The organism is Clostridium sp. 7_2_43FAA (assembly GCF_000158375.2).
GTDB lineage: Bacteria > Bacillota > Clostridia > Clostridiales > Clostridiaceae > Clostridium > Clostridium tertium.
Genome location: NZ_JH815222.1, coordinates 2,955,348 through 2,980,208 on the forward strand (window position 1 = coordinate 2,955,348; position 24,861 = coordinate 2,980,208).

Sequence of the window (24,861 nt, forward strand, 5' to 3'; positions counted from 1 at the left end):
AAAAATATTAAAGAAATCAGCATATTTTACTTATGAAAATAAATTTTCATAATTTTTTTGTCTTTTTATTCATTGAAACTTTATGCATAATTAAAAGTTGTTAGTTATTAATTATACATAATATGTATAGTTTGCATAATTAACACTAGGATAATATTATCCAATTATTTATGTTTCAGTTAACCCTACTCTTTTTGTAACTCAAATAAAACTTAATTATAATGTTTCATTTTTCTAATAAATACATATATTATTATTAAAACTTAACCGAAAAACAATATTTAGGAGTGATATAGTTGACACATTCAAAAGAAAGACATCTCTTTCCTGGGGGAAACACTCACAAAGGATTTTATTCTTTTTATAAGTACATTCTCACACAGGAAGATGCAAATAGGATTATCTGTATGAAAGGTGGTCCTGGTACAGGAAAATCTTCTTTAATGAAAAAAGTAGCTACTCATTTTAAGGATAAAGGATATACAATAGAATATCATCACTGCTCTTCTGACAGTAATTCCCTAGATGGTGTTGTTATAAAAGAACTCGGATTAGCTATTCTTGATGGAACTTCCCCTCATATGGTTGATCCAATTCATCCAGGTGCTGTTGATGAAATTCTTAATATGGGAGTTGCCCTTAACACTGATGATCTTTCTTTGCACAAGAGGGAAATTATCGATGTTTGTAAGAATATTAGCAACAACTTTCAAAGAGCTTACAGATTCCTATATTCAGCAAAATCTGTTCATGATGATTGGAGTAAATTAAACTCCAAAGCTTTAGATTATAGTAAAATAGTCACTATAACAGAAAGCTTGAAAGAAGAAATATTTAATAAGCAAAAAGCTGGCTTTGGTGATGAACGACATTTATTTGCAACGGCTTTTACACCTGATGGAATAATCACCTTTGCTAAGGAACTTACATTTGATTTAAAGCATAAGTTTGTATTAAAAGGCGGACCTGGATTTAGCAAAACTACCATTTTAACCGAAATAGGTAAGCTTGCTCAAAAGAAAGGCTACTTCGTGGAATATATGCATGATCCTTTTATTCCTGAAAGAATAGAGCATATTATTATACCTGAAATTTCTACATGTGTAGTAACAGAAAATGAAATTAGTCAAAACTCTTTCGATGGAAAAGTATATAATATTGAAGATTACTGTAATAAATCTGTACTTTTAAGTAATAAAGAAGACGTGGATTATGATAAAAAAATCTTTTATGAATTAACTAATAAAGCCTTACACTTTATTTCTGAAGCACATAAACTTCATGATGACTTAGAATCTTATTATATAAATGCAATAGATTTTAAAACATTAGACAAAATCTATGATGAAGTAATTCAAAAATTTGAAAAATACATCCCTCAGTAAAAATAATAGTTATGAAAAAAGGAGAAGTAACACCCTATAATGCTACTTCTCCTTTTAGTTATTTTATCTAGCAAACTTTATTTCACTGAGTTCATTACAAAAAATAAACTTATAATTGAAATTATTATACACACCGATGTATATATATATCTTTCTCTTCCTTTTCTATATAGAAAAAATCTTATTGCCCATAATATCATAGTTACACATATACCAATTTGTAGCAACAGATATGAATTAAATATAGGCATATTATTTATGAAATGATATGTTGTTAAGAATGTAAGGACTATAATTACACTTGTCGATATTGCAGCTAAGGTACATATTATTGTAAAAATATCCTTAACTCTAAATTTATCCATTCTTTTTTACTCCTTTATTATATCCTCAAACTCATCTTCATTTAAGACCTTTACTCCAAGTTCAATAGCTTTGTCTAACTTTGATCCTGCTTCTTCTCCAGCTATTACAAAGTCTGTTTTCTTACTTACGCTTCCTGAAACCTTCGCACCTAATAATTCTAACTTTGCTTTTATTTCGCCTCTAGAATAATTTTGTAGCGTTCCTGTTACAACAACCGTCTTTCCTTCAAAAGGACTTGAGATTATTTGTTTTTCTTCAAACTTCGGATTAACTCCAAGTTCTAAAAGCTCATTTATTGTATTTACTGCTTTTTCTTCCTTGAAGAACTCTAATACGCATTTAGCTACTATGCCTCCTACGTCTTGTACTGATACTAAATCATCAAAACTAGCACTTTTCAAACCTTCTAAAGACTTAAATTTATTTACTAAATCTTTAGCAGTTTTAACTCCAACATTAGGAATCCCTAATGAATATATAAATCTATAGAGTTCACAATCCTTACTCTTTTCAACTGCATCTAATAAGTTTTGTGCCTTCTTTGGTCCAAATTTATCTAATTGCAATAATTCTTCCTTTTGCAGCTTATATAAATCTGCTATAGATTTAATATCTAACTTCTCAAATAATTGTTCAGCTGTTTTTTCAGAAAATCCTTCAATATTCATAGCATCCCTTGATGCATAGTGAACAATAGTTTTAACCATTTGAGGTTTACATGAAAGAGTGTTTTCACAAAAATAATGCACTCCATTTTGTACAAGATGTGCCCCACATGCTGGACAAACTTCTGGAACATTTATTTCTTCTGTTCCTTCTAATGATTCAGTTACCACTCCCATTATTTCAGGAATAACATCATTAGACCTTCTTACAAAAACTTCTGCTCCTATTCTTACACCTTTTCTTCTTATATCATCTATATTATTTAAAGTTGCTCTTTTTACAGTTACTCCTGCTAAATCTATAGGATCTAATATAGCAGTAGGCCCTACTCTTCCACTTCTACCAACATTCCATTCTACATCAACTAACTTTGTTGTAGCTTCTTGTGCTTCAAACTTATATGCTATTGCCCACTTTGGGAATTTCACTGTATATCCCATTAATTCTCTAGTTCTTATATCATCAATAGCAATAACAACTCCATCAATATCGTAATTTAAATCAAATCTTATTTCCCTAATATAATCTATTTCTTTTTCTATTTCTTCAATAGTTGTACAATACCTTATATAATCATCCATTGGAAGCCCTTTATCTTTTATGAAGTTTAACATCTCTTCATAAGTCTTAAAGCCTTCACCTTCTTTATATCCTACATCATAGAAAAATGCTGATAAGTTTCTCTTAGCCGTTTCTTTTAAATTTAGATTTCTTAACGCTCCAGCAGCACCATTTCTTAAATTTTTAAGTGGCACATCTGCATTTTTATTGTAGTTTTCAAAAGCCTCTGTAGTCATTATGGCTTCACCATGAATTTCAAATAAATCATCGTTATTTATCTTTAATGGTATTGATTTTATAGTTTTAACTTGAGCTGAAACCTCTTCCCCTACTTCTCCATTTCCTCTTGTAGCAGCAGATGCTAATATTCCATTTTCATCATAAGTTAAGTTAACAGTTAACCCATCAAACTTTTTAGTAAGTACATACCTAGGCTCTGGTAGATCTTCTCCTCTTGAATTCATCTCTCTAATAAATTTAAGATTTCTATTATGCCAATCTTTTAATTCTTCTAAGCTTTGAGCCTTATCTAAACTCCAAAGTCTTGCCTTATGAGTATACTTATTAAAACCTTCTAATACCCTATCTCCAACTCTTAAAGTAGGTGAGTACGGAAGAACATAATTTGTTTCCTCTTCTAACTTTTTAAGTTCATCATACTTCTTGTCATAATCCTTATCAGAAACTGAAGGATTATCTAATGAATAATACTCATATGCATATCTATTTAATTCATTTACTAACTCTTCTATTCGCTGTTTCTTATCCAAATAAAACACACCTTTCTTGTAATGGAAAAATGAAAGAATTAAAGAGTGAAAGAATTGAGGTTGTTTTGCTTCGTAAAACTTAAAATTAATATAAATTATACTTTATTCTAAAATCCTGTAAGGATTTTTTCCTTAATTTTTTCATTCTTTCACTATTTTACTTTGTAAAATACTACATTAATTCCAGGTTTGCTAATGAAAGCATAAGTATTTTTACACCTTGGTTATCAAAGGCTATTGTAAGTTTTTTATCACTTCCTGAATCTGCTATTGATACTACTGTTCCAATACCAAACTTACTATGCTTTACTTTTCTTCCTATTGTTACATCATCACTTGAAACAGATGATTGTATAGTTTGTGCTTTTGGCTTTTGCATTGAATTGCCTCTTAAGCTATGCGGATTACTAAATTTATTTTCTCTTGGGAACATTGTAGCTCTTGCACTTTGTGCTGAGTTGTTTCCTGAAACATATTCCTTTAAATCACCTTTTATTTCAGCAATGAAATCTGATTGTGGATATGCAACAGTTCTACCAAATTGTCTCCTAACTTCTGCTGAAGTCATGAATAATTGTTCTTTTGCTCTAGTTATACCAACATAACATAATCTTCTTGACTCTTCCATTTCAGCATCACTTTCAAATGAAGCATTACCTGGGAAGATTCCATTTTCCATACCAACCATAAATACTACTGGGAACTCTAATCCCTTTGCACTATGAACAGTCATTAGAACTATAGTATCTTCTTCTTCTTGAAGCTTATCTGTATCTTGAACTAATGATACTTTTTCTAAATAAGCTGAAAGACTTTTATCTTCACTACTTCTTTCAAAATCAACGGCATCTGAAACTAATTCCTTTAAGTTTTCTATTCTACTCTTGTCTTCTATTTCTTTTGATTTTTCAAGTTCTGATATATAACCTGTTTCCTTTAATATAGTTTCTATCAATGTTGATACAGGCATTATTTCGCTCATTTCCATGAACTTATCCATCATTTCCATAAATATTTCTATTCCGCCACAATTTCTTGCTGTAAGAGTTGGAATATTTCTTACTGTGCTTAATGCATCCCATAAAGGTAATTCATAATCATCTGCAAAATCAACTACTTTATTTACAGTTGCATCTCCAATACCTCTCTTTGGAACATTTATAATTCTTCTTAAGCTTATACTATCAGTTGGGTTAACTAATACTTTTAAGTATGAAATCATATCTTTAATTTCTTTTCTATCATAGAATCTTGTTCCACCTAAAATTTTATAAGGAATAGCTTTTCTTCTTAAGCTTTCTTCAAATATACGTGATTGAGCATTAGTTCTATAAAGAATTGCAAAATCTTTGTAGCTTTTATTTTCTTCTTCTTTTATTTTATTTATTTGAGTTGCAACAAAATCTCCTTCATCACTATCTGAATAAGCTCTATAAATTTTTATTTTATTTCCTGATTCTTGTTCAGTTCTTAAAACCTTACTTTTTCTATTTGCATTATTTACAATCACAACATTAGCAGCATCTAATATATTTCCTTTTGAACGATAATTTTGCTCAAGCTTTATAACTTTTGCATCTGGATAATCTTTTTCAAAATCTAATATATTTCTTATATCTGCGCCCCTCCATTGGTAGATGCACTGATCATCATCTCCCACCACGCATACATTTTTGTATTTATCTGCTAAAAGTCTAATTAATTCATATTGAACTTTATTAGTATCTTGATACTCATCTACCATAATATATTGGAATTTTCTTTGATAGAATTCTAAAGTTTCTTTATCATGTTTAAATAGCTCTACAGTTTTAAATATTAAATCATCAAAGTCTAAAGCATTATTTTCTTTTAATCTCTTTTGATACATTTCATAAACATCTGCTATTTTCTTTTCTCTAAAATTACTTTCGTGCTCTCTCATAAAGCTTGCAGGACTTTGCATATTATCCTTAGCCTTACCTATTTTACTCATGATTTCTTGTTCAGTTATATCTTTATCATTTATATTTAAAGCTTTCATACACTCTTTTATAAGTGTTTTTTGATCTGAAGTATCATATATTGTAAAGCTCTTTTTATATCCTAGCTTTTCTATTTCTCTTCTAAGTATTCTTACACAAGTTGAGTGAAATGTAGATATCCACATATCCTCTGCTCTTTCACCTATTAAAGCTTTAACTCTATCCTTCATTTCCTTTGCAGCTTTATTAGTGAAGGTAATAGCTAATATTTTATATGGTAAAATTCCTAAATCGTCTATCATATGAGCCATTCTATGTGTCAAAACTCTGGTTTTACCTGAACCAGCTCCTGCTAATATTAATACTTGACCTTCTATAGTAGTAGCCCCTTCATATTGCTCTTTGTTAAGTAATGACTTTAAATCCATCTGTACAGACTCCTTTCCTATTACTAACATATTATAACATACATATCTTTTATATTGTTGCCTAAAAGCATTAATTAGATTATAGTAATTTGAAATATATAAGTGGACATAAATAAAATAGATATACTATTTTAAAATTCTAGTATATCTATTTTCACACTTATTTCAACTTCCAAGTTAATTTTTTTAATTTAAACATGAATTAATAACAAAACATAAAAATCTTAAGCAGTTAAAGTATTCATATTTTTATTCTTTTCACTACTTATTTTTTTAAACCACCATATTGTATATATTATTCCAAATACTAAATTAAACATTCCTATTATAGGAATTATACTCTCATTTCTCCATGCATCTGATCCCATAATAGGAGCAAATATATCTCCAAAGGTAGCTCTTATAAATATATGAATTGCTAATGTATAAACTCTAGCATGTAACCATAAATCTGATCTTTTTCTTATTAAAGAATAAATTTCTGGAACTATTAATATACATATTGAACTTGCAAAATATCCTGTATTCTCAGCATAAACAAATCCTGCATTCCATGTAGTATAAAATAAACACCACATTAATGGAATATCACAAATTAGTTCTGCCCAGCCTTCCTTAGATCCAAATTTCCAATACTTTGGTGGAAGTGGTATTGTTATTGCGCATAACATTCCAGCTGCAAAGTTTAAATAATTTCCTAAAGTAAGATCTTTTATAGAAGCTTCCAGTATGTTTAAGAAAAGAACAACATATAATACCCAAAACACCCAATTTCTCTTTAAAGCCTCTATTCCCTTACCCTTATACTTGTTGCTCATTCTACAAATGTTTACAAAACAAGTTGGAATAACAACTAGTAACACTTTTCCAAGCCTAAACCAATTATCTCCAAAAGTTTTAAACCATAACGGAAATGCTAATACAGCTAAGATACCTATAACTGTAGTTGTCTTAAGATACTTTCTAGCTAATTCAACCAATAAATATAAAATAGCAATATAAGCTGTCATTGAAAGCAAATATTGCCACCATGGTATAGTTTTCATTATAACTCCCCCTAATTGTATATTGTGCATATATTTCTCTTGTTATAATTTTACACTTTTGTACTATAATCGTCAATAATTCTCTAATCATGCCCCATTATATTTCAATATTTGAATTAAAATAAGTCATTTATATTTATAATTGACTTATTTCTTGCATTTTTATGATTATAACTTTACTTAATAACGTATTATTTACAAGTTTATTTAAATCTCTGTAAATAATATTAAAATAAATATAAAATCAATATAATAATTGAAATTGTTTTCTTTTGGCTAATTAATAAATTTTATAATTAGTAAACGTTTGTAATTATTTAAAAACAACAAAAAACGCAACCCTTGGGGCCAGGTTGCGCTTTAGCAATAAGCAATAAATAAAAAGGGGGCTATTTATTCCTTTTATTTATCCTTGCAAAAATATTATAGTCCATCTTTTTATAAAATGCAAGATATTTTGAAAATATTATTGTAAAGTTGTATTTTATGAATGATAAACCTTCATTTTATTCAAACATTCGTTAAAAACCTTTTAAAATTGCAACTTCCTCTTCAGTTAGTTCTCTATATTCGCCCTCTTCTAAATCCTCATCTAATTGTAAAGTTCCAAATTCAACTCTTTTTAAATACACCACACTCTTGTCAACAGCTTCAAACATTCTCTTTACTTGATGGAATTTTCCTTCCTGAATAGTAATCATGACTTCTGATCCACTATCTGAAGATTCTAAAATTTCTAATTTAGCTTCTTTGCATGTGTATCCATCATCTAAAGTAATTCCATTTTTAAACTTCTTAATATCTGCTTCTGTAACCTTTTTGTCAATCTTAGCATAATAAACTTTGTCAACCTTCCACTTTGGCGATATTAATCTATGGTTTAGTTCTCCGTCATTAGTTAATAATAATAGTCCAACCGTATCCTTATCTAATCTTCCAACTGGAAATGGCTCAAACACCTGATGCTCTATTTCTAACAAATCAATAACAGTTTCATCTCTATTATCAAAAGTTGCGGATACAACACCATCTGGTTTATTCATCATTAAATATATGTATTTTCTATAAAATATTTCTTCTCCATTTACTAAAATCTTATCAACCTCTGGATCAATTTGCATGCCATTATCCTTAACAATTTCTCCATTTACTTCAATAAGTCCTTTTCTAACTACCTGCTTAATTTCTTTTCTAGTTCCATATCCTAAATTAGATAAAACCTTATCTAGTCTTTCCATTTAAGCACCTTCCTTCTTAATATTATGTTAAGCCTTTATCCACTATTTTATTACTTAAAGCAAAAATAAACAAGAAGAAAGAGAAATGAAAAAGTTAAAAGTCAAAAGTGAAAGAGTTTTTCACCATTTCCTGTTGACTCTAATAATTCATCCTTATACATAATATTATATGTTACCCTATATATCTTTAATTGTTCAACTTCTAAATCACTTTGATGTAACAATAAGTCAAGTATATAATATTTACTAATTGATTAATATCTATAAAGAGTATTAATATCAATAAAACAATCCATATATATTTTCTTTTATCCATATCAATTCCTCTTCTTATACTATTTCTTTGAAAATAGTAATCTTAAAAAAATTATAAATAAATAAAAGGATGTAATAAATGATTTTTTAATTATTCATCTAGACATCCTTTTTTGCTATTAATTTTATCTATTTATAATAATGTAATTTATCAAAAAATTTTTTCCACAGCTATTCACTCTTAACTCTTTCATTCTTAACTATTACTGCTATAGGCTCTATAGTTTTCTAATATCTTAGGAACATAATTTTGAGTTTCTTGTGGCATCTTGTATAAATCACTAGATGACTTTACGCCTCTTCTTTCCATTGTTCCTGGACCTCCATTGTATGCCATAAGTGCCATTTCTAAATTTCCATCAAACATATTTAAATAGTCTTTAATATGCTTAACTCCTGCTTCTATATTTTGATCAATATCAAATGGATTAGTCACTCCATAAGCATCTGAATTAAAATCCATTAATTGCATTAGTCCTTTTGCGCCTGCAGATGATACTGCATTGGGATTAAAATTAGACTCTTGTTTAATTATAGAAAGTATTAAGTTTCTATCTACACCATATTTTTGTGAATATTTATCAACAGTAGAATAAATCTTTTCCACATCAATTGAAGAATCTTCATTGGATTCTAATATAGTTGATTCATTAGAATTTATGTTAGTGGTTGTACTTATTTTTACTGTATCATCTATTATTAATTCGCCTGTTTGTATAGGCTCTTTTCTCATTCTAAGTGGTATTTGTTCGAGCTTTTGTCCAACTCCAGTAGTCACGTAAGTATTAGAATCTTCTTCACTATTATTTGAAGAGTTTTCTTCATTATTTTTTAATAGTGCTTCATATACTATCTCAAATTCAGGTCCATCTCCCATTGCCTTTTTTAATACTTCCTTACTAACCATACTTCCCATAAAATCTTCTACCTTAGGAATATTCACTGTTTTTCCCTCCCCAATTACACTTTTGATATTAATATCGAATAAAAATTTATTTCCTTAAGGCTCAACTTTAAATTCTAAGCTTATATAATCTTCATAGTTAACCTTCTTATAATAACTTTTACTAAGAACTAATATCCTATAGATTCCAGTAGAAAATGGTACGAATGTATAATAATTTTTTCTACTATAAGATTGCACCCTTACCCAATTTCCTTTTTCCATTATATAAAATTCATAGCAGACTTCTTTTCCACCTTCACTAGTTACTTCAAAAGTTACTTCATTATTAACAACTATATTCTTATTTTTAATTTTAACTTTTGTATTACTAACTGGGGTAGCTTCATGAACATAAAGTGATACTTCCTTTTTAATATCATAATCTTCATTACATAAAGTATTCTTTGCATAAATCTCAAATGTATATTTTCCTGAACATTTAGGTTTAACTCTAAGCCTTTTGCTTTCAATAAATCCAGTATCCTCAACTTCATGTCCATTAATTTTAGTTACATATCTTAATAATATATTCTTAGTGTTTTGAACTATAGTTTCTAGTTCTATCAAATCTCCAACTAAATAAATTTCTTTTTGTGAAAGTAAAACATAATCTATTTCAGCTTCTTGATAATCTTTAACCTTAAAATAAACAAAATCATGTACATCATATTCCTTAGATGAATATTTGTCTAGAACTCTAACTTCAACTTGATATTCTCCACTTTCTTCTGGAGTGAAATTAACCCAGTTAGTTATTCCATAATTACTTCTCTCTTTTTCTTTTCCATCCTTATAAACTATAAATGAATATTTAAGCGATGTTCCACCTTCTGCTTTAACTTTTATATTAATTGGTTCACATTTTATGCATCCCCTAGTTTTACTAGAAAAAATATCTAAAATATTTACTGGCCTTTCACCTTTTTTATCTATTTTGAAGTTTAATTCCTTTATATCCTCATATTCTCCATCAAAAGATATATCTTTAGCCTTAAGGATTATTTTATATTCCCCATCTAATTTAGCTTCCCAATTAAAACTTCTAGATCTTATATATCCTGTATCCTCTGCTACTGGGCCTTCAACTATATATCTATATAAAATTTCTTTTCCACCTATTACAGATGACTTAAACGTTATATTAGTTCCAGCCACTTGAGGAGAATTTAAATCAGATGAAAAATTCCTTATTTTTATTTCATCATAAGGCTTTATAGTATACATCATACATGCTCTATCATCATATTGCTTATTTGAAAAAATATCCCTTACATAACATAAAAGCTTGAAATCACCTTTTTGTTTTTCATAAAATGATACTATATTCTTAGTAGAATAATCTTGAATACATGTTATTCTTCCATTAGTATCTACTCTTAAAAATTTATATAGGATTGTCCTACTTTTATCACAATTTACTCCAACCTTAAAGATTAATTCTTCATTTATTAATAAATTTTCTGTTAAACATTCAAAAGCATTAACTTCTATAAGAGGTTGTTCTTTAACCTTAAATATTACAGTAGTAAAATCATCTACATTCTCTTTAGAAGATGGTCTTTTACATTCAATAAGTAATTCTCCATCACCTGATTTAGTTGTAGTATAGGTTAACTTATTTTCTGTACTGTAATCTTTTAGAGGCTCCCACCCTTGCTTTCCTTTTATCCAAAACCTATATAACAATATCTCTTCTTCTGATGAAAGCACTTCTAAATTTATTTTTTCCCCTATAATCAATGATGTTTTATCAATTATTACATCTTTTATTAACTTATTATTGTTCTTATTAGATTCTAAAATTTCCTTTTCTTCTATACCTTTTATTTGATAATTTATCTTTGTATTTTTTAATTCCTTAGAATCCTTCTCTTTGTATTGAACCATTATCATATAATCTCCAGATTTTCTAGGCCTCCACTCACATTCCTTTTTATTTGAAAAATCTTGAATTGGCTTCCAAGTTAAATTTCTTTCACCAGGCGCCCCTTCTAAAAACTTATATTCAACTGAGTTATCCTCTTCTGAAATTACTTTTATATTTATTTTTTCATCTATAACTGATGGACTTTCCTTATCAAAGGTTATTAATAATTCGCTCATATTTTTCACACCCTATTTTTTCTCAATTTTCCCTAATATTATTATACAGTTTATATAAGAAAATATAAAACGAATTTTGTCATCAATAAATAAAAATAAGGACAAACCGTATTTTGTTTTTCTACAGTTTATCCCCTAAAATTACATTCTATTGTCTTTATTAAACTTTTTTCTAATCTTAAATCATCTTCTGAAGTTCTCTTTTTAGGATTCGATGTCCTTCCACCAGCTCTTCTAATTTTTTGAGAAATATGTCTCTCCTCTAGCATTCTATCTATGTTTTCTTCTGTATATAGATATCCCTTTGGATTTAATATATGAGCTTTTTTCCCTAAACAAATTGCTGCAACTCCATAATCTTGACTAATTACTACATCATTTGACTTACATATATTTACTACATACATATCCACACTTTGAAATCCACTATCCACAACTTTAACTTCACCATAATCTAAAGTTATGTAATGATGGATATCACAAAACACTATTAATTCTAACCCATATTTTTTCGCTATCCTTTGAATAATGGAGATACCCGGACAGGCATCTCCATCTACTATAATTCTCATTATTTTAATTTAGCTTCTAATTCAGCCTTTAATTCTTCATATCCAGGCTTTCCAAGTAAAGCAAACATATTCTTCTTGTAAGCTTCAACTCCTGGTTGGTCAAATGGATTAACTCCTAAGATATATCCACTTATTGCACAAGCCTTTTCAAAGAAGTAAACCATATATCCAAAGTAATATGGGCTAAGCTCTGGAATATTTACTACCATGTTAGGAACTCCACCATCATTGTGTGCTAATAAAGTTCCGTTAAATGCTTGCTTATTAACAAAATCTATAGTTTTTCCAGCTAAGAAGTTTAATCCATCTAGATCTCCTTCTGCCTTTTCTATTTTAATTTCTCTTTTAGCTTTTTCTACATTTAGAACAGTTTCAAACATTATTCTCTTACCTTCTTGAATGAATTGTCCCATTGAATGTAAATCTGTTGAGAAGTCAACTGCTGCAGGGAATATTCCTTTTTGGTCTTTTCCTTCTGATTCGCCAAATAATTGTTTCCACCATTCATTGAAATAGTGTAAACCTGGCTCGTAGTTAACTAATATTTCTACATCCTTACCTTTGTTATATAATGCATTTCTCATTGCAGCATATTTGTAGCAATCATTATTTTTAAGATCTGGAGTAGCATATGCTTCCCTTGCATCAGCAGCTCCTTGCATCATTTCATCTATACTAATTCCAGCAACAGCTATTGGTAATAAACCAACTGCAGTTAAAACTGAGAATCTTCCTCCAACATCATCTGGAATAACAAATGTTTCATATCCCATTTCATCAGCTAATGATTTTAATGCTCCTCTGCTCTTATCAGTAGTTGCAAAAATTCTTTCCTTAGCTCCATCTATTCCATATTTCTTTTCCATATAATCTTTAAATACTCTAAATGCTATTGCAGGCTCTGTTGTAGTACCTGATTTTGAAATAACATTTACGCTTATATCCATGCCTTCTATAGCATCTAAAAGATCAGCTAAATATGTTGAACTTATATTGTTACCAACAAAGAATACCTTTGGTGTATTTCTCTTATCATTACCTAATACATTATAGAAATTGCTATTTAACATTTCTATAGCAGCTCTAGGTCCTAGGTATGAACCACCAATTCCTATAACTATTAAAGCTTCAGAATTCTTTTTAATTCTTTCAGCAGCATTTTTTATTCTTGAGAATTCTTCCTTATCATAGTTAACAGGTAAGTCTAACCATCCTAAAAAGTCATTACCTGCTCCTGTTTTATTATGAAGAGTTTCATGAGCTCCCTTTACCATTACTTCCATATGATCTAATTCTTGTAAACTTGCATATGGTTCTACCTTAGATAAATCTAATCTTAAACCTTTATTCATCTTCATACCTCCGAATCTTTCTGGGAATTTTTGCTGATTTAATCAATATTAATTATATCATATTTTAAATTATATTCCTTAATTTTTTTGCTGTGTAACTTATTTTGTTACTTTACATAAAAAATATATGCTTCATTTAATAATCTGCATAATTAAAAATAGTAATATGCTAAATAATTAATGTACTTATTTAAGCAAAGTAGCAAAGTTGATAGCATACATTATTTTCTGTTATTATTTCAATACTATACATAAATAATTTCAAACTAAATATCCATTATAATTAACCGCATATTTTAATAGAAATAAATTTAAAAGAGTAGATAAATTTAAATCAAATTCACCTACTCTTTCATCTCAGCTCCTGAGGAGCTTTACCTAAGCTTTTGTATACTTTAACTTTTCATTATTTCGTTTAAACTATTCACTCTTTTACTTTTAACTTCCCAATTTTAAAAATTCCGAAGGAATTTCACATAAACTCTTTCACTTTTTCATTCCTTCACTATTTCATTTCTCCTAGGCTAGTGCTAAATCCTTCAAGTACACCCAACTTGATATTTCCTTTAACAATGCTTTATTATCTGTTATTTGACTAACTGTATAGGTGTCTTGCTTAACCCAATCTGGAATTGTTTCTCCAGTTGCATAGTTAGTTCCTGTAACTCTTACTTTAGATCCTACTACTATACCTGAAGTTGGATATACTTTAACTCCATTATTATTAAATACGCTATAACCAGGATTTGCATCTGCACAATCTTTTGCATTTTGTAAGTTACTAAATGCTCCTATTTGTGAAGCAGCATCTTCCCATGTCTTTCTAACTCTATATAATTCATTTGTTGGTGGATTCAAATTATCAATTTCAGCTTGAATCATATTTAAGAATCTTTGCCATCCCATATCTAAAGTTCTATGAGGACAATATTTCCCACTAAAGTCTTGATGCTTTCTAATTTGAGCTATACCCCATCCATATTGCTTCAATAGTGCTGCAACTTCTTTTGCTGCTCTTTTTTCAGCATTTATAAATCTAGTACCACCTGATTTTGAATAACAAATTTCAACAGATATATAATTTCTGTTTCCATCTCCTGTTGATCCATCTCCTGCATGCCAAGCATTACGATTAAATGGTATTCCTTGAATAGCCTCCACGTCATCTATTCCAATATGGAAAGATACGCTATTAGTATTTGATTGCATATAAGATATTTCATTTGATGCACTTGCATCATTTGCAGTGTTATGAATGCATATCCCCTTTGGTGTCATAGAATATGGGCACTTTATACTGTATTTGTCTGATGATATAAGTCTTTGTACTAAAGCCATTTTAAATCCTCTCCTCTTTAATTTAATTTTTTATTTTGAAGCTAGCTTCCTACATCTATTACATATGCACTTTCAAAAAATTTTTAAAGATTTTTAAAAATTTCTTTAAATTATTTTATAAATATTATTTAACTAAATGGAGATACTAAATAATGCTTTATACTCTATTATTAAAGGTTGTGATTTTATGGGAAAGATGAAAAATATTAAAGAACTAACAAATGTTCAAACTAAATCTTGCACAAGTCATGCAAAACCTTCTAAAGAACCTAATGATGGGTATTTTATTGAAAAAGACCCTAATGATAACTTTAGCGCTGAAGGCACAGTAAGATATGGTGAAGAACAAGATGTAGATGACTTATAAGACTTACTACTATATTACATCTTTCAAAGGGGCTCGAGTTACGTGAGCCCCTTTATAAAAATAAGAGATTAACTTTTTTAAGGCAATAAACTTACTTGAAATTGAATAAATTTTATATTAAATAGATTTCTGAGACTGCGCCTTTATGTTTCTTAAATGTGTATTTGTTTTATGCTATAATATAAATTAATTTTATAATTTTATTAGAAGAGGGGATATTTATGAGTATACAAGTTCAATATAATTGTTCAAATGTTAATTGGAATGATGTAATAGAAATATTAAAAACTGTTGGAATGTCTTATTGTGATAGCGAAATTCATAAAATATCTTTTGAAAACAGTCATACAGTTATATTTGTTTTTGATGATGATAAACTAATTGGATTTGGACGAGCCATTTCTGATGGTGTCAGACAAGCGGCAATTTATGATGTAGCAATAGATCCTGAATATCAAGGTAAAGGGATAGGAAGATTAATTTTAAATGGTATTAAAGAAAAACTTTCTGAGTGCAATTTTATTTTATATGCTGCTCCGGGAAAAGAGCAATTTTATGAGAAAATAGGTTTTGGAAAGCTAAAAACAGGCATGGGATTGTTTTCAGATATTACAAGAATGAAAGATAGAGGATTTATAAAATAATCTACATTTAAAGTACTTATAAACAATTTTCTATAATATTAAAAAAATAGACATCTCACAATTTTAAGTTAATGAGATGTCTATTATTTTTATATACTTAATTTGTTTCTTAACCAAATATATTTATAAATAATGTGATTACGGCAGAATTTATAAAATCAATAAATAGTCCCCCTACAATTGGAACTACCAAATAAGGTGTCGAGCTAAAGCCATACTTATTTGTAAGTGCATCCATGTTAGCTATTGCATTTGCTGTTGATCCCATACCAAATCCACATATCGCTGATGAAAAAACTGCTGCTTCATAATTTTTTCCCATAATTCTAAATACAATTATAAATGCAAAAATCCCCATAACAATTGTTTGTGAAACAAGCATAATAATCATAGGAAGTGCTAAGTCAAATAATTCCCATAATTTTAATCCCATCAATGCTAATGAAAGATAGAAGGAAAGACTAATTCCTCCTATAGTTTCTATTTCTTTATCTTCAATTTCAAATCCCTTAAAATCACTTATATTTTTAATAATAGCAGCTGAAATCATTGCTCCTATATATGATGGAAAAGTTAGCCCTAAACTTTGTATATAATTAGTTATAATAGACCCAATTCCCATAGCAATAAAGATCCACGAAGCTGCCTTCATAATCCTATTATAACTTAGAACAGCAGATTCATCATGATGAAAATCACTTAAAGGAATATCCTTATCATGATACTCTTTTGGAGTCTTAATATTATTTCTTTCTATTAATGACTTTGCAAGAAATCCGCCTAAAATACTTCCCATTATTAATCCAAAAGTTGCTGATGCAAAAGAAACCGTAGTAGCTCCCTTAACCCCCAATTCCTCTAATAGTGGTCCAAAAGATCCCGATGTACCATGTCCTCCTACTAACGGAATAGATGCTGTTGCTAATCCTAGTAATGGATTTAAATTGAATACTTTCGCTAATCCTACTCCTATTAAATCTTGAAAAACCACCAATAATATTGATAAAACTAAGAAAATTGCTACTTTTACTCCACCATTTTTTAACACTTTAACACTGGCTGTATATCCTATGCTAGTAAAAAATGCAGTCATAAAAACATTTTGAAGTGTAACATCTAATGTTATTGTTGCTATTTGTGTTACCTTTAATATTAATATTACTAATGCAAAAGTCATTCCACCAACTACAGCAGATGGTATGCAATACTTTTCTAATACTTTTATCTTTTTTCTTAAATATACTCCAAAGTAAAATACAGCTGTTGCTAAAGCCATTGTTTGAAAAATATCTAGTTTAAATTCCATGTATTCACTTCTCTCCTCTTTAGTTTATATTTTATAATATGTGAACTATTTTATTTTTTATTAAAATGTGCTTTTAAAATGTAAAATTACTATAAAATATTTCTTTTGTCAACTTATTATACTTTCCAAATTTAATTGTTAACATTTACTTTATAACTAACTTATTTAATTATCTAAGATAGCTTTTCTAAAAATAAACTAAGACTTATCTAACTTTTTAAAATCTCGCCGACCTAATGTTAAAGCTTTAAACATTTTTATCAGTAAAATCTAAATAATATTTTTTTGATTTATAATTTTTTAATATCTGCCTTTTATTAACAATACGATATTTTGCATTTTATAAATTTTTATAATAGCAATATATTTTTAATACACTACTATTATATTTTGTAACAATGGAAGGATTATCAACATATTATAGACTATGTGCATTATAGAGATATAATGTTCAAATATACTAATGATAAATGGAGATGAATCTGATATGACACGTGATTATTCAAATAATAATTATTATGATGATTCTTATGATGATGAAGATTATAAGGATAACGATAAGTACGGTAACGATTATTATAAGAAACATTGCAAAAAGCATGATGATGACCATTATGATATATGCGGCAAAAAGCATGATGAGGATAAAAAGTGCAAGAAGCACGATGACGACGATTATGATAGATGTTGCAAGAAACATGATTATGAAGATAAATGTTGCAAAAAGCATGATGAGGATAATGATAAGCGCTGCAAGAAATATTACGAAGATTACCTTGATAGATACTGCAAGAAACGTGACGATGACAAAAAAGATGATGATAGAAAATGTAAGAAATATGATGACTATGATTATGACAAATGCTGTAAGAAGCATGATGATGACAATGATAAGCGCTGTAAAAAATATTACGAAGATTACCTTGATAGATACTGCAAGAAACGTGACGATGACAAAAAATGCAAGAAGCATGATGACGATGATTATGATAAATTCTGCAAGAAGCGTGAAGAAGGAAATAAAAACTGGAGAAGACCTGATGACAAGTGTTGTAAAAAGAATGATAAAGATGACTATTGCGATAATTATTCATATGAAAAGCATTTTTACTGGTGTAGATCTGAATATGAAAACTCTAAAAAATACAAATAATATAATTACTAATTGAAATAATATCTATACCAATTAATTTAAAGATTTAGGAGTAACTTTTATTTAGTTACTCCTTTTTATAATACTTCATATAATTAAATATAAATCTTTAATTATAAAAAATAATTTATGTAAATAACTTACATGACTTTAATAAAAAGAAAGTAAAAAAGAACTACATTTTTATGTAACCCTTAAAAACTAAGTTATTTTTATCTTTCTTTAAGATAAGTAAATCCTTGAAATTATCAATTTTTATTTCTTCACCTAACTTTTTAGCTTTCAAAGCTTTAACAACTTCATAATATCGAGCTTTGTGGAAGAGAATTAGGGGGTATTGTACCGTGGAAAAGCATTTACGACACACATACTCAATCAACTTATTGTAGTTGGTACTATACTGTTGTTGATAATTTAAATTCTAGTTATCAAGATGAAATTTATATAGATGTTAAACAAGCTGGAAATTATTTGGTTATTTATCATAAAGGAGCTTATATTGAAACATACCATTCATACAACTTATTTGCAGAATATGCAAAAATACATAATTTAAAATTACATGATTATTCATACGAAGAAAGTTTAATAGATGAAGTCTCTGAAGCTAACCCTGACAATTACATTACGCAAATATCAATTATGTTTGAGAAAATATAGTTCTCCGTAACTTTCATTAAATCGTTTTATACAATAAAATATCATCAGTATTTTTCTCTTTTAATATATATGTTAGAATTACATTTATAAAATCAAAAAACATGTATTTTGTAAGTGTAGTACTTTGAATACATGTTTTTTGTAATCTTATTTATGAATTAAAACTTAATATACAATTTGAATTATAATTAAGATCAATAAAGAAACACCTTTCTGCTCATTAGTACTAGAATTTATTATGGCTCCACATAAAATAATAACTCAATAAATACAGCAAATAATATAAACGTAAAAAACAGGGATTTAAGTTCCAAAAGAACCTATCCCTATTTTTGACTTCTATTTTATTCGTTATTAATAGCTTACTTTAATTCTGGCCATAAACCTTTATTAGCTGCGTATAATTCATCTAATACCTTTTTACCAACAGTATAATTAGGTATAGTTTTATTAAGCATTACAGCTTCTAAAGCTGCTTGGTAAGATCCAGACAATGCTGCATCAACAGTCATTTTTTCATAGGCTTTTTGCATTTCCATCAAACCTTTTTGGAAAGTTGGTATTTCACCAATATTGATTGTTTCAGCTCCCATTGAACCAACATAAGCTGGAGTCTCAACAACTGCTTCTGGATCGAAATTAGAGATTGCGCCGTGATTCTTTTTATTAACTATAAATCTTTCCCTAGTATTATGAATAATCGCATAAGCAATATCAACTATATAATTACCGTGAACACCTGCATGTAGTGAAGAATCTTTAGCTGACCCAGCTGCAATCACTCGACGACATTCATCATAAATACGTTTTTCCCTACCTTGCATTACATAATCTCCACGAGTAAAGGAAACGTCATCATGTGCCACCATTTCATCTGGAGTCAAATAATATTGCAAGTAACAATTAGGGAAATACTCTGGGAAGCGTTTAAATAAACTGATCATTTGTTTATAAGTATCTACCCAATACTTATCTCCAACAGTTTCATCATTTGACATCAAAAGCGTATCGATTTTACCAGAAAGAACATCTTCACGTAATTGTGGCAACAAATCAAAACCATTTTCATCATAGACATTGCTCCACCAGCCAAAATGATTAAGTCCAAAATATTTAAATGTTAAATCGCGATGCTCTTTATTAAAGTACTTTGCAATCGCTCCTTCAATTGAAATCGGCATATCACAAATACATAAAACATTCGCATCTGGAAACTCACGATAAATTGCTTCTGATAAAATAGCCTCTGGATTTGTATAGTTTAAAATCCAAGCCTTAGGACAAATTTCTTTCACCTTTTTAACTATTTCTAAAACAGCTGGGATTACCCTCATAGCAAAGGAGAATCCACCTAACCCACAAGTTTCTTGACCAACAACACCATTGTTTAAACATATTTTTTCATCAATTGCTCTTTGTTTATTCAAACCTGGACGAATTTGCATAAATAAGAAATCAGCACCTTTTAAAGCTTCATCAATATTTGTTGTGTACGTAACGTTTACTTTAGAGCCTAATTCTTTATAATACATTTTCGTATATTGTCCAAGCAAAGAAACTCTTTCTTCATCAATATCATATAGAACTAAATCACTTAAGTTCAATTCTGTCGCGCGCTTTCTTAAAACTTCTAAAATACCAGGTGACTGAGTAGAACCGCCACCAACCATTACAAATTTATTACCCATTTCTGTCTTCCTCCAATTTTTCAAAAACTATTTCTTACTTTATGCATATTACTTTATGCATGTACTTTTTTTAGATACTCTATATATGCTTCAATTTTTTCACGTTCTTGCTCGACACCCATGCCAATGACGATTTGGATGTGTTTACCTTTATCAACAATTCCGGAAGCTTTGACCTTTTCTTTTAATATTTTAATGTTGACTTTATTTTCATCTTTGACATCAACACGTAATCTTGTGTAGCAATTAATGATGTTTTCAATATTGTCCGCACCACCTAAACCAGCAACGATATTTTGAATTTGTGGTTCAAATTCTAAATCAGATTTAGCTTCAATCAAATCAACTCCAATAGAATCAACGACTGGTTCACTTACCACCTCAGCCCTTTCACGGCCTAATGTTGGAATATTTAATTTCACAATCAATTTTTTAAACACAAAATACTCTAAAACAGCAGTTGCAATAAAGATTACTGGAATTAAATATTGATGACCCAAACGTGTTGGAAATGCAAAACTATTGATAATCATATTGATTCCTGTATCAAACTGGATATTAATCCCTACTAGGTTTGTAATGAACAAACTCAATCCATATACTACAGAATGCGCTAACCATAAAACTGGTGATAAGAACAAGAATAAAAATTCTAGTGGTTCAGTAACACCAGCCAAGAAAGCTGTAGTTACAGTTGGAATTAAAATCGTAGCAACCTTCTTCCTATTTTCCGGACGTGCCGTTTTCCAAAGCGCAAAGGCAATACCGATTGGTAAAGAAATTGAACCAAAGTTTGATAGATAACCTATAGATGGATGCATAGTTGTAATTTGACTTGCATTTCCTAGCTCGGCCAACCAGATATTGAACGCACCGTTATATGCTTGTCCAGCAATTTCTGCGGTACCACCAAGAGGAGTATAAAAAATTGGCATCCATAAAAAGTGGTGTAGACCTACCGGTAAAAGCAGACGATTTAAGAACCCATAGAAGAAAAAACCTACTGATCCTGCAGTTGTAGTTGTTTTTACCACTGCTTCAACTACTGAATTAACGATTGGCCAAACATAAGTTATCCCTATCGCAAATAGAATTGTTGCAAATACTATCAAAATGTAAACTGACTTTGTACCAGAATATGGTGACAAATATTTATGTAACTTAATATCACCGAATTTATTGACCATCCAACCTACGAACACACCTAAGGAAATTCCTAGAAAAACCCCCATATCAGTTACTTGAATACCAAAGACCATTCCTTGTCCAGTACCATAAAGTCCCTGTTCACCAGCAATAGCTAATCGATTCGTAATTGTTAACCAAGAATTATTTGCGTATAAAAAGATTAAATACGTAATAATACCTAAAATTGCGGCATCCGTTTTATATTTTGGTTTTGCTAATGCTGCAGCAATCCCTACACAAAATATGGCACTTAGCTGACCAATCATACCCCCTGATAAAATATTAAAGATAAAATCTCCAATATTTTTAGTTAAGTTTGGCATAAATTCCAGTTTCAAAATTGCACAAACTGATAAAATAATCCCAGTCACTGCCATAAACATTACTGGCTGAATGATTGCTTTTGAAAAAACACTAGCCGATTTAATAAACTTCTCTTTCATATATTTTCCCCTTTACTATTTTTAATTTAATTATTCAACTTTAAAAAAAGTTGTTACCCAAAAAATACTTATACATTTTTATAGCTACATGTCACAATTTGATTTTCTTCAAAAAGTTGCTTCATTTGTGAGTCACATAAGATTGATACTTCCTTCATTCGTTGAATATTGAATGAAGAATTGAAATACAGGATCTCATCTACATAAGCCGGATGAACCATCAGCTCCGTTATCTCATTATCAGCAACTTGGTCAAGCACTGTTTGAATTTCCTCGAAACATCTAGTTCGATTTTCTTTAAAAGGTATTGTTAAATCACGAATGGCTGAATGATTCATTAAATCTAGAAAACCCTTAATTTTCTTCTGATTAGGTAATTCTATATTTTCTTCTAACCCAAAGACATTTCTAAAACATAAATGATATTTCTCAGCTATTCTTTTCGTTACCTCCAAATTTTCAGGAAAAGAGTGCACATGATGATGACTATCCAAATGTGTCAACTGTAATCCGTGATCCATTAAATAATCAATTTGATGGGACCATTCCTGAAAAATTTCTTCATCACACATTTCGTTACGATGTTTTTTATATTCAGCTAAACTATAAAAATCTCCGTTTCCATCTATGAGTGACGTCCCTTTAGTTAAAGGTTTTCCACAAGTTAAAACAAGGTGACCGCCGACTCCAAGATCTGGATTTTCCTTAGCAAGCATAATAGCTTCATCACGTCCTGGCATGTTAGCCATTAAAGTTGTCGAGGTCAGAATCCCTTCTTTATAAGATTTTATGATTCCTAGATTGACTGCCGAAGAATAACCAAAATCATCGGCGTTGATAATTACTTTTTTCATAACTTCCCTCTTTCATTAAAGACGATTTGTTAAATTATATGAACCTTGCTCTTCTCAGCTCTAAGAAATACACTAAGTTTGACTAGAACTAATTATTCTCCCATAAAAGGAGAAAAGAACAATGAACAAAACAAATATTAAATGCTCTTGTTGTCACTCTAATAAACTATACAAGTTCGATTATTTTTGCAGTTAGATTCTCCATACACAAAGATAATGAGACTTATATAATTTTCAAAGAACGAGAAAGCCTAAGATTTATTAATCTATTTTTTATAACAGCTTAACAGATTTATTAAAGAAACTACTTTCATACAATTGTATTTGCTTTCTTTATAGTAGTAGTATAGTATATAGAAAGAGCGTACACAATGCTTATACAACAGCATGGTTACGGTTTCACTTTATGAATATACTTTCACAGGAGCGTGAGATTATGACTAAAATTTACCATTTAAATCGTTTATTTCCCAATAGCAACTTTCGCGATGGAGATGAGAAAATAATAGAAAACATTATCGAAGCAATTAAAAGCAAATCTGTCATCGATATTCGTAGTATTGCACAAATAAACTATACCTCCCAATCTTCAATCAGTCGATTATCAAAAAGAGCAGGTTTTAATAATTTCAAAGAATTCATTTTTTTCCTTTCAAATGAATTTTCACATAAATCGATAAATCAATTGGAAGCCTTACCCTTTGTGATGGTAAATCAAGACTGGGATCTTATAGATAGTTATTTTAATAATGCTTTTTCAAATAAAAAAATCTATTTATTTGGTGAAGGATTTTGTCAAACCCTAGTTAATTATACTTATCGTAAATTACTCTTGAAAAAAATTTATGCTATTGATTTAGAAGGTGTGGAAATTGGTTTGGTGTCAGATCAAACACCTTACACCTTAATTACATTTTCCCAATCAGGTGAAAACAAAAACGGATTGCTCAAAATGGAGGAATGTAAGAAGTATGGTGGTAAAGTTATTGCTTTGACAGCTACGGAAAACAGTAGCTACACCGTCAAAAGTGATCTTTCATTTATCGTAGAAAGTGGATCCACTAGTATAGATCATGAAAATCAGAATTTAAATTACTTTTTTGGTAACTGTTTAAATTTAATGGAATATCTCATTAATCGTTACACAAAAATACCAAAAGCATAAATCTTTTTGATTTATGCTTTTGGTATTTTCAAAATGCAAATAAAAATCAGGACCACCCGTAAAACGGGTGGTTTGCTCTACGCCTATAAGGCTCTGTTACTGGCTGTGCTACTCGCACATCGAACGGTTTGCCAACCGCATATTTTCACTGGCTACCCCTAAAGGGGCTTTATTACTTGCCTTTCTTTACCGGCTCACCCGTAAACGGGTCTATGTATTCTTTTAGACTCATTTGTTCATAAACTAAATCTTCTTGAATTTGATTTTTTATATATTCTTCAATTACTTTTTTATTTCTTCCTACTGTATCAACATAATACCCCTTACACCAAAACTGCCTATT

Annotated in this window: 19 protein-coding genes and 1 pseudogene; 5 read left to right on the forward strand and 15 right to left on the reverse strand. The window is 29.3% G+C overall.

Annotated features, from left to right (window positions below; translation table 11 throughout):
• The first annotated feature begins 407 nt into the window (after window positions 1-407).
• Window positions 408-1,385 carry an ATPase gene (locus CSBG_RS15040; RefSeq protein WP_235840745.1) on the forward strand — a complete coding sequence of 326 codons (978 nt, stop codon included), beginning with the start codon at window positions 408-410 and terminating at the stop codon, window positions 1,383-1,385.
• Between the two features lie 77 nt (window positions 1,386-1,462).
• On the opposite strand, the gene CSBG_RS15045 is transcribed toward CSBG_RS15040, so the two are convergent.
• From CSBG_RS15045 to CSBG_RS19015, 10 genes are all read right to left on the reverse strand, one after another.
• Complete coding sequence (locus tag CSBG_RS15045) at window positions 1,463-1,750, reverse strand: hypothetical protein (RefSeq protein ID WP_008680894.1); 288 nt, start codon at window positions 1,748-1,750, stop codon at window positions 1,463-1,465.
• A 6-nt stretch (window positions 1,751-1,756) separates the two neighbouring features.
• A complete protein-coding gene (gene ligA / locus CSBG_RS15050) occupies window positions 1,757-3,748 on the reverse strand; it encodes an NAD-dependent DNA ligase LigA (protein WP_008680896.1) in 1,992 nt (663 codons plus the stop codon).
• Window positions 3,749-3,920: 172 nt separating this feature from the next.
• Window positions 3,921-6,140 carry a DNA helicase PcrA gene (gene pcrA / locus CSBG_RS15055; RefSeq protein WP_008680898.1) on the reverse strand — a complete coding sequence of 740 codons (2,220 nt, stop codon included), beginning with the start codon at window positions 6,138-6,140 and terminating at the stop codon, window positions 3,921-3,923.
• Window positions 6,141-6,364: 224 nt separating this feature from the next.
• Window positions 6,365-7,186: a DUF5692 family protein gene (locus CSBG_RS15060; RefSeq protein WP_035285491.1), complete on the reverse strand. Its 822-nt coding sequence runs from the start codon at window positions 7,184-7,186 to the stop codon at window positions 6,365-6,367.
• A gap of 521 nt (window positions 7,187-7,707) precedes the next feature.
• On the reverse strand, window positions 7,708-8,424 hold the full coding sequence (locus CSBG_RS15065; RefSeq protein ID WP_008680902.1) for a pseudouridine synthase: 717 nt from the start codon (window positions 8,422-8,424) through the stop codon (window positions 7,708-7,710).
• Between the two features lie 511 nt (window positions 8,425-8,935).
• Window positions 8,936-9,682 (reverse strand): lytic transglycosylase domain-containing protein, encoded by a 747-nt coding sequence (locus CSBG_RS15070; protein WP_008680904.1) that lies wholly within the window; start codon window positions 9,680-9,682, stop codon window positions 8,936-8,938.
• Window positions 9,683-9,739: 57 nt separating this feature from the next.
• Window positions 9,740-11,788 carry a triple tyrosine motif-containing protein gene (locus CSBG_RS15075; RefSeq protein WP_008680906.1) on the reverse strand — a complete coding sequence of 683 codons (2,049 nt, stop codon included), beginning with the start codon at window positions 11,786-11,788 and terminating at the stop codon, window positions 9,740-9,742.
• A 128-nt stretch (window positions 11,789-11,916) separates the two neighbouring features.
• Window positions 11,917-12,360, reverse strand: coding sequence for a YaiI/YqxD family protein (locus CSBG_RS15080; RefSeq protein WP_008680908.1), 444 nt, complete (start codon window positions 12,358-12,360; stop codon window positions 11,917-11,919).
• Window positions 12,360-13,712 carry a glucose-6-phosphate isomerase gene (locus CSBG_RS15085; protein ID WP_008680909.1) on the reverse strand — a complete coding sequence of 451 codons (1,353 nt, stop codon included), beginning with the start codon at window positions 13,710-13,712 and terminating at the stop codon, window positions 12,360-12,362. The genes CSBG_RS15080 and CSBG_RS15085 overlap by 1 nt, the downstream gene beginning before the upstream one ends.
• A gap of 519 nt (window positions 13,713-14,231) precedes the next feature.
• Window positions 14,232-15,050, reverse strand: coding sequence for an N-acetylmuramoyl-L-alanine amidase (locus CSBG_RS19015; protein ID WP_008680911.1), 819 nt, complete (start codon window positions 15,048-15,050; stop codon window positions 14,232-14,234).
• Between the two features lie 187 nt (window positions 15,051-15,237).
• Here CSBG_RS19015 and CSBG_RS15095 point away from each other — a divergent pair, with 187 nt between their 5' ends.
• Together CSBG_RS15095 and CSBG_RS15100 are read left to right on the forward strand one after the other, a co-directional pair.
• The gene (locus CSBG_RS15095) at window positions 15,238-15,417 is read left to right on the forward strand and encodes a hypothetical protein (RefSeq protein ID WP_008680912.1); all 180 of its coding nucleotides are present in this window, start codon (window positions 15,238-15,240) and stop codon (window positions 15,415-15,417) included.
• Between the two features lie 221 nt (window positions 15,418-15,638).
• On the forward strand, window positions 15,639-16,061 hold the full coding sequence (locus CSBG_RS15100; RefSeq protein WP_008680914.1) for a GNAT family N-acetyltransferase: 423 nt from the start codon (window positions 15,639-15,641) through the stop codon (window positions 16,059-16,061).
• A gap of 109 nt (window positions 16,062-16,170) precedes the next feature.
• Here the strand turns inward: CSBG_RS15100 and gltS are convergent, their stop codons facing one another.
• On the reverse strand, window positions 16,171-17,367 hold the full coding sequence (gene gltS / locus CSBG_RS15105) for a sodium/glutamate symporter (RefSeq protein WP_008680916.1): 1,197 nt from the start codon (window positions 17,365-17,367) through the stop codon (window positions 16,171-16,173).
• A gap of 463 nt (window positions 17,368-17,830) precedes the next feature.
• Between gltS and CSBG_RS15110 the strand changes: the two genes are divergently transcribed.
• Window positions 17,831-18,520 carry a hypothetical protein gene (locus CSBG_RS15110; protein WP_143327211.1) on the forward strand — a complete coding sequence of 230 codons (690 nt, stop codon included), beginning with the start codon at window positions 17,831-17,833 and terminating at the stop codon, window positions 18,518-18,520.
• A 1,022-nt stretch (window positions 18,521-19,542) separates the two neighbouring features.
• On the opposite strand, the gene CSBG_RS15120 is transcribed toward CSBG_RS15110, so the two are convergent.
• The 3 genes from CSBG_RS15120 to CSBG_RS15130 form a co-directional block, all read right to left on the reverse strand.
• Complete coding sequence (locus tag CSBG_RS15120; RefSeq protein WP_008680921.1) at window positions 19,543-20,868, reverse strand: maltose-6'-phosphate glucosidase; 1,326 nt, start codon at window positions 20,866-20,868, stop codon at window positions 19,543-19,545.
• Between the two features lie 53 nt (window positions 20,869-20,921).
• Window positions 20,922-22,499, reverse strand: coding sequence for a PTS transporter subunit EIIC (locus CSBG_RS15125; protein ID WP_008680923.1), 1,578 nt, complete (start codon window positions 22,497-22,499; stop codon window positions 20,922-20,924).
• Window positions 22,500-22,567: 68 nt separating this feature from the next.
• The gene (locus CSBG_RS15130; RefSeq protein ID WP_008680925.1) at window positions 22,568-23,353 is read right to left on the reverse strand and encodes a carbohydrate deacetylase; all 786 of its coding nucleotides are present in this window, start codon (window positions 23,351-23,353) and stop codon (window positions 22,568-22,570) included.
• Between the two features lie 436 nt (window positions 23,354-23,789).
• Between CSBG_RS15130 and CSBG_RS15135 the strand changes: the two genes are divergently transcribed.
• Window positions 23,790-24,518 carry a MurR/RpiR family transcriptional regulator gene (locus tag CSBG_RS15135; protein WP_008680927.1) on the forward strand — a complete coding sequence of 243 codons (729 nt, stop codon included), beginning with the start codon at window positions 23,790-23,792 and terminating at the stop codon, window positions 24,516-24,518.
• Window positions 24,519-24,690: 172 nt separating this feature from the next.
• Here CSBG_RS15135 and CSBG_RS15140 read toward each other — a convergent pair.
• A pseudogene (locus CSBG_RS15140) lies at window positions 24,691-24,861 on the reverse strand (IS200/IS605 family transposase); the annotation flags it as partial.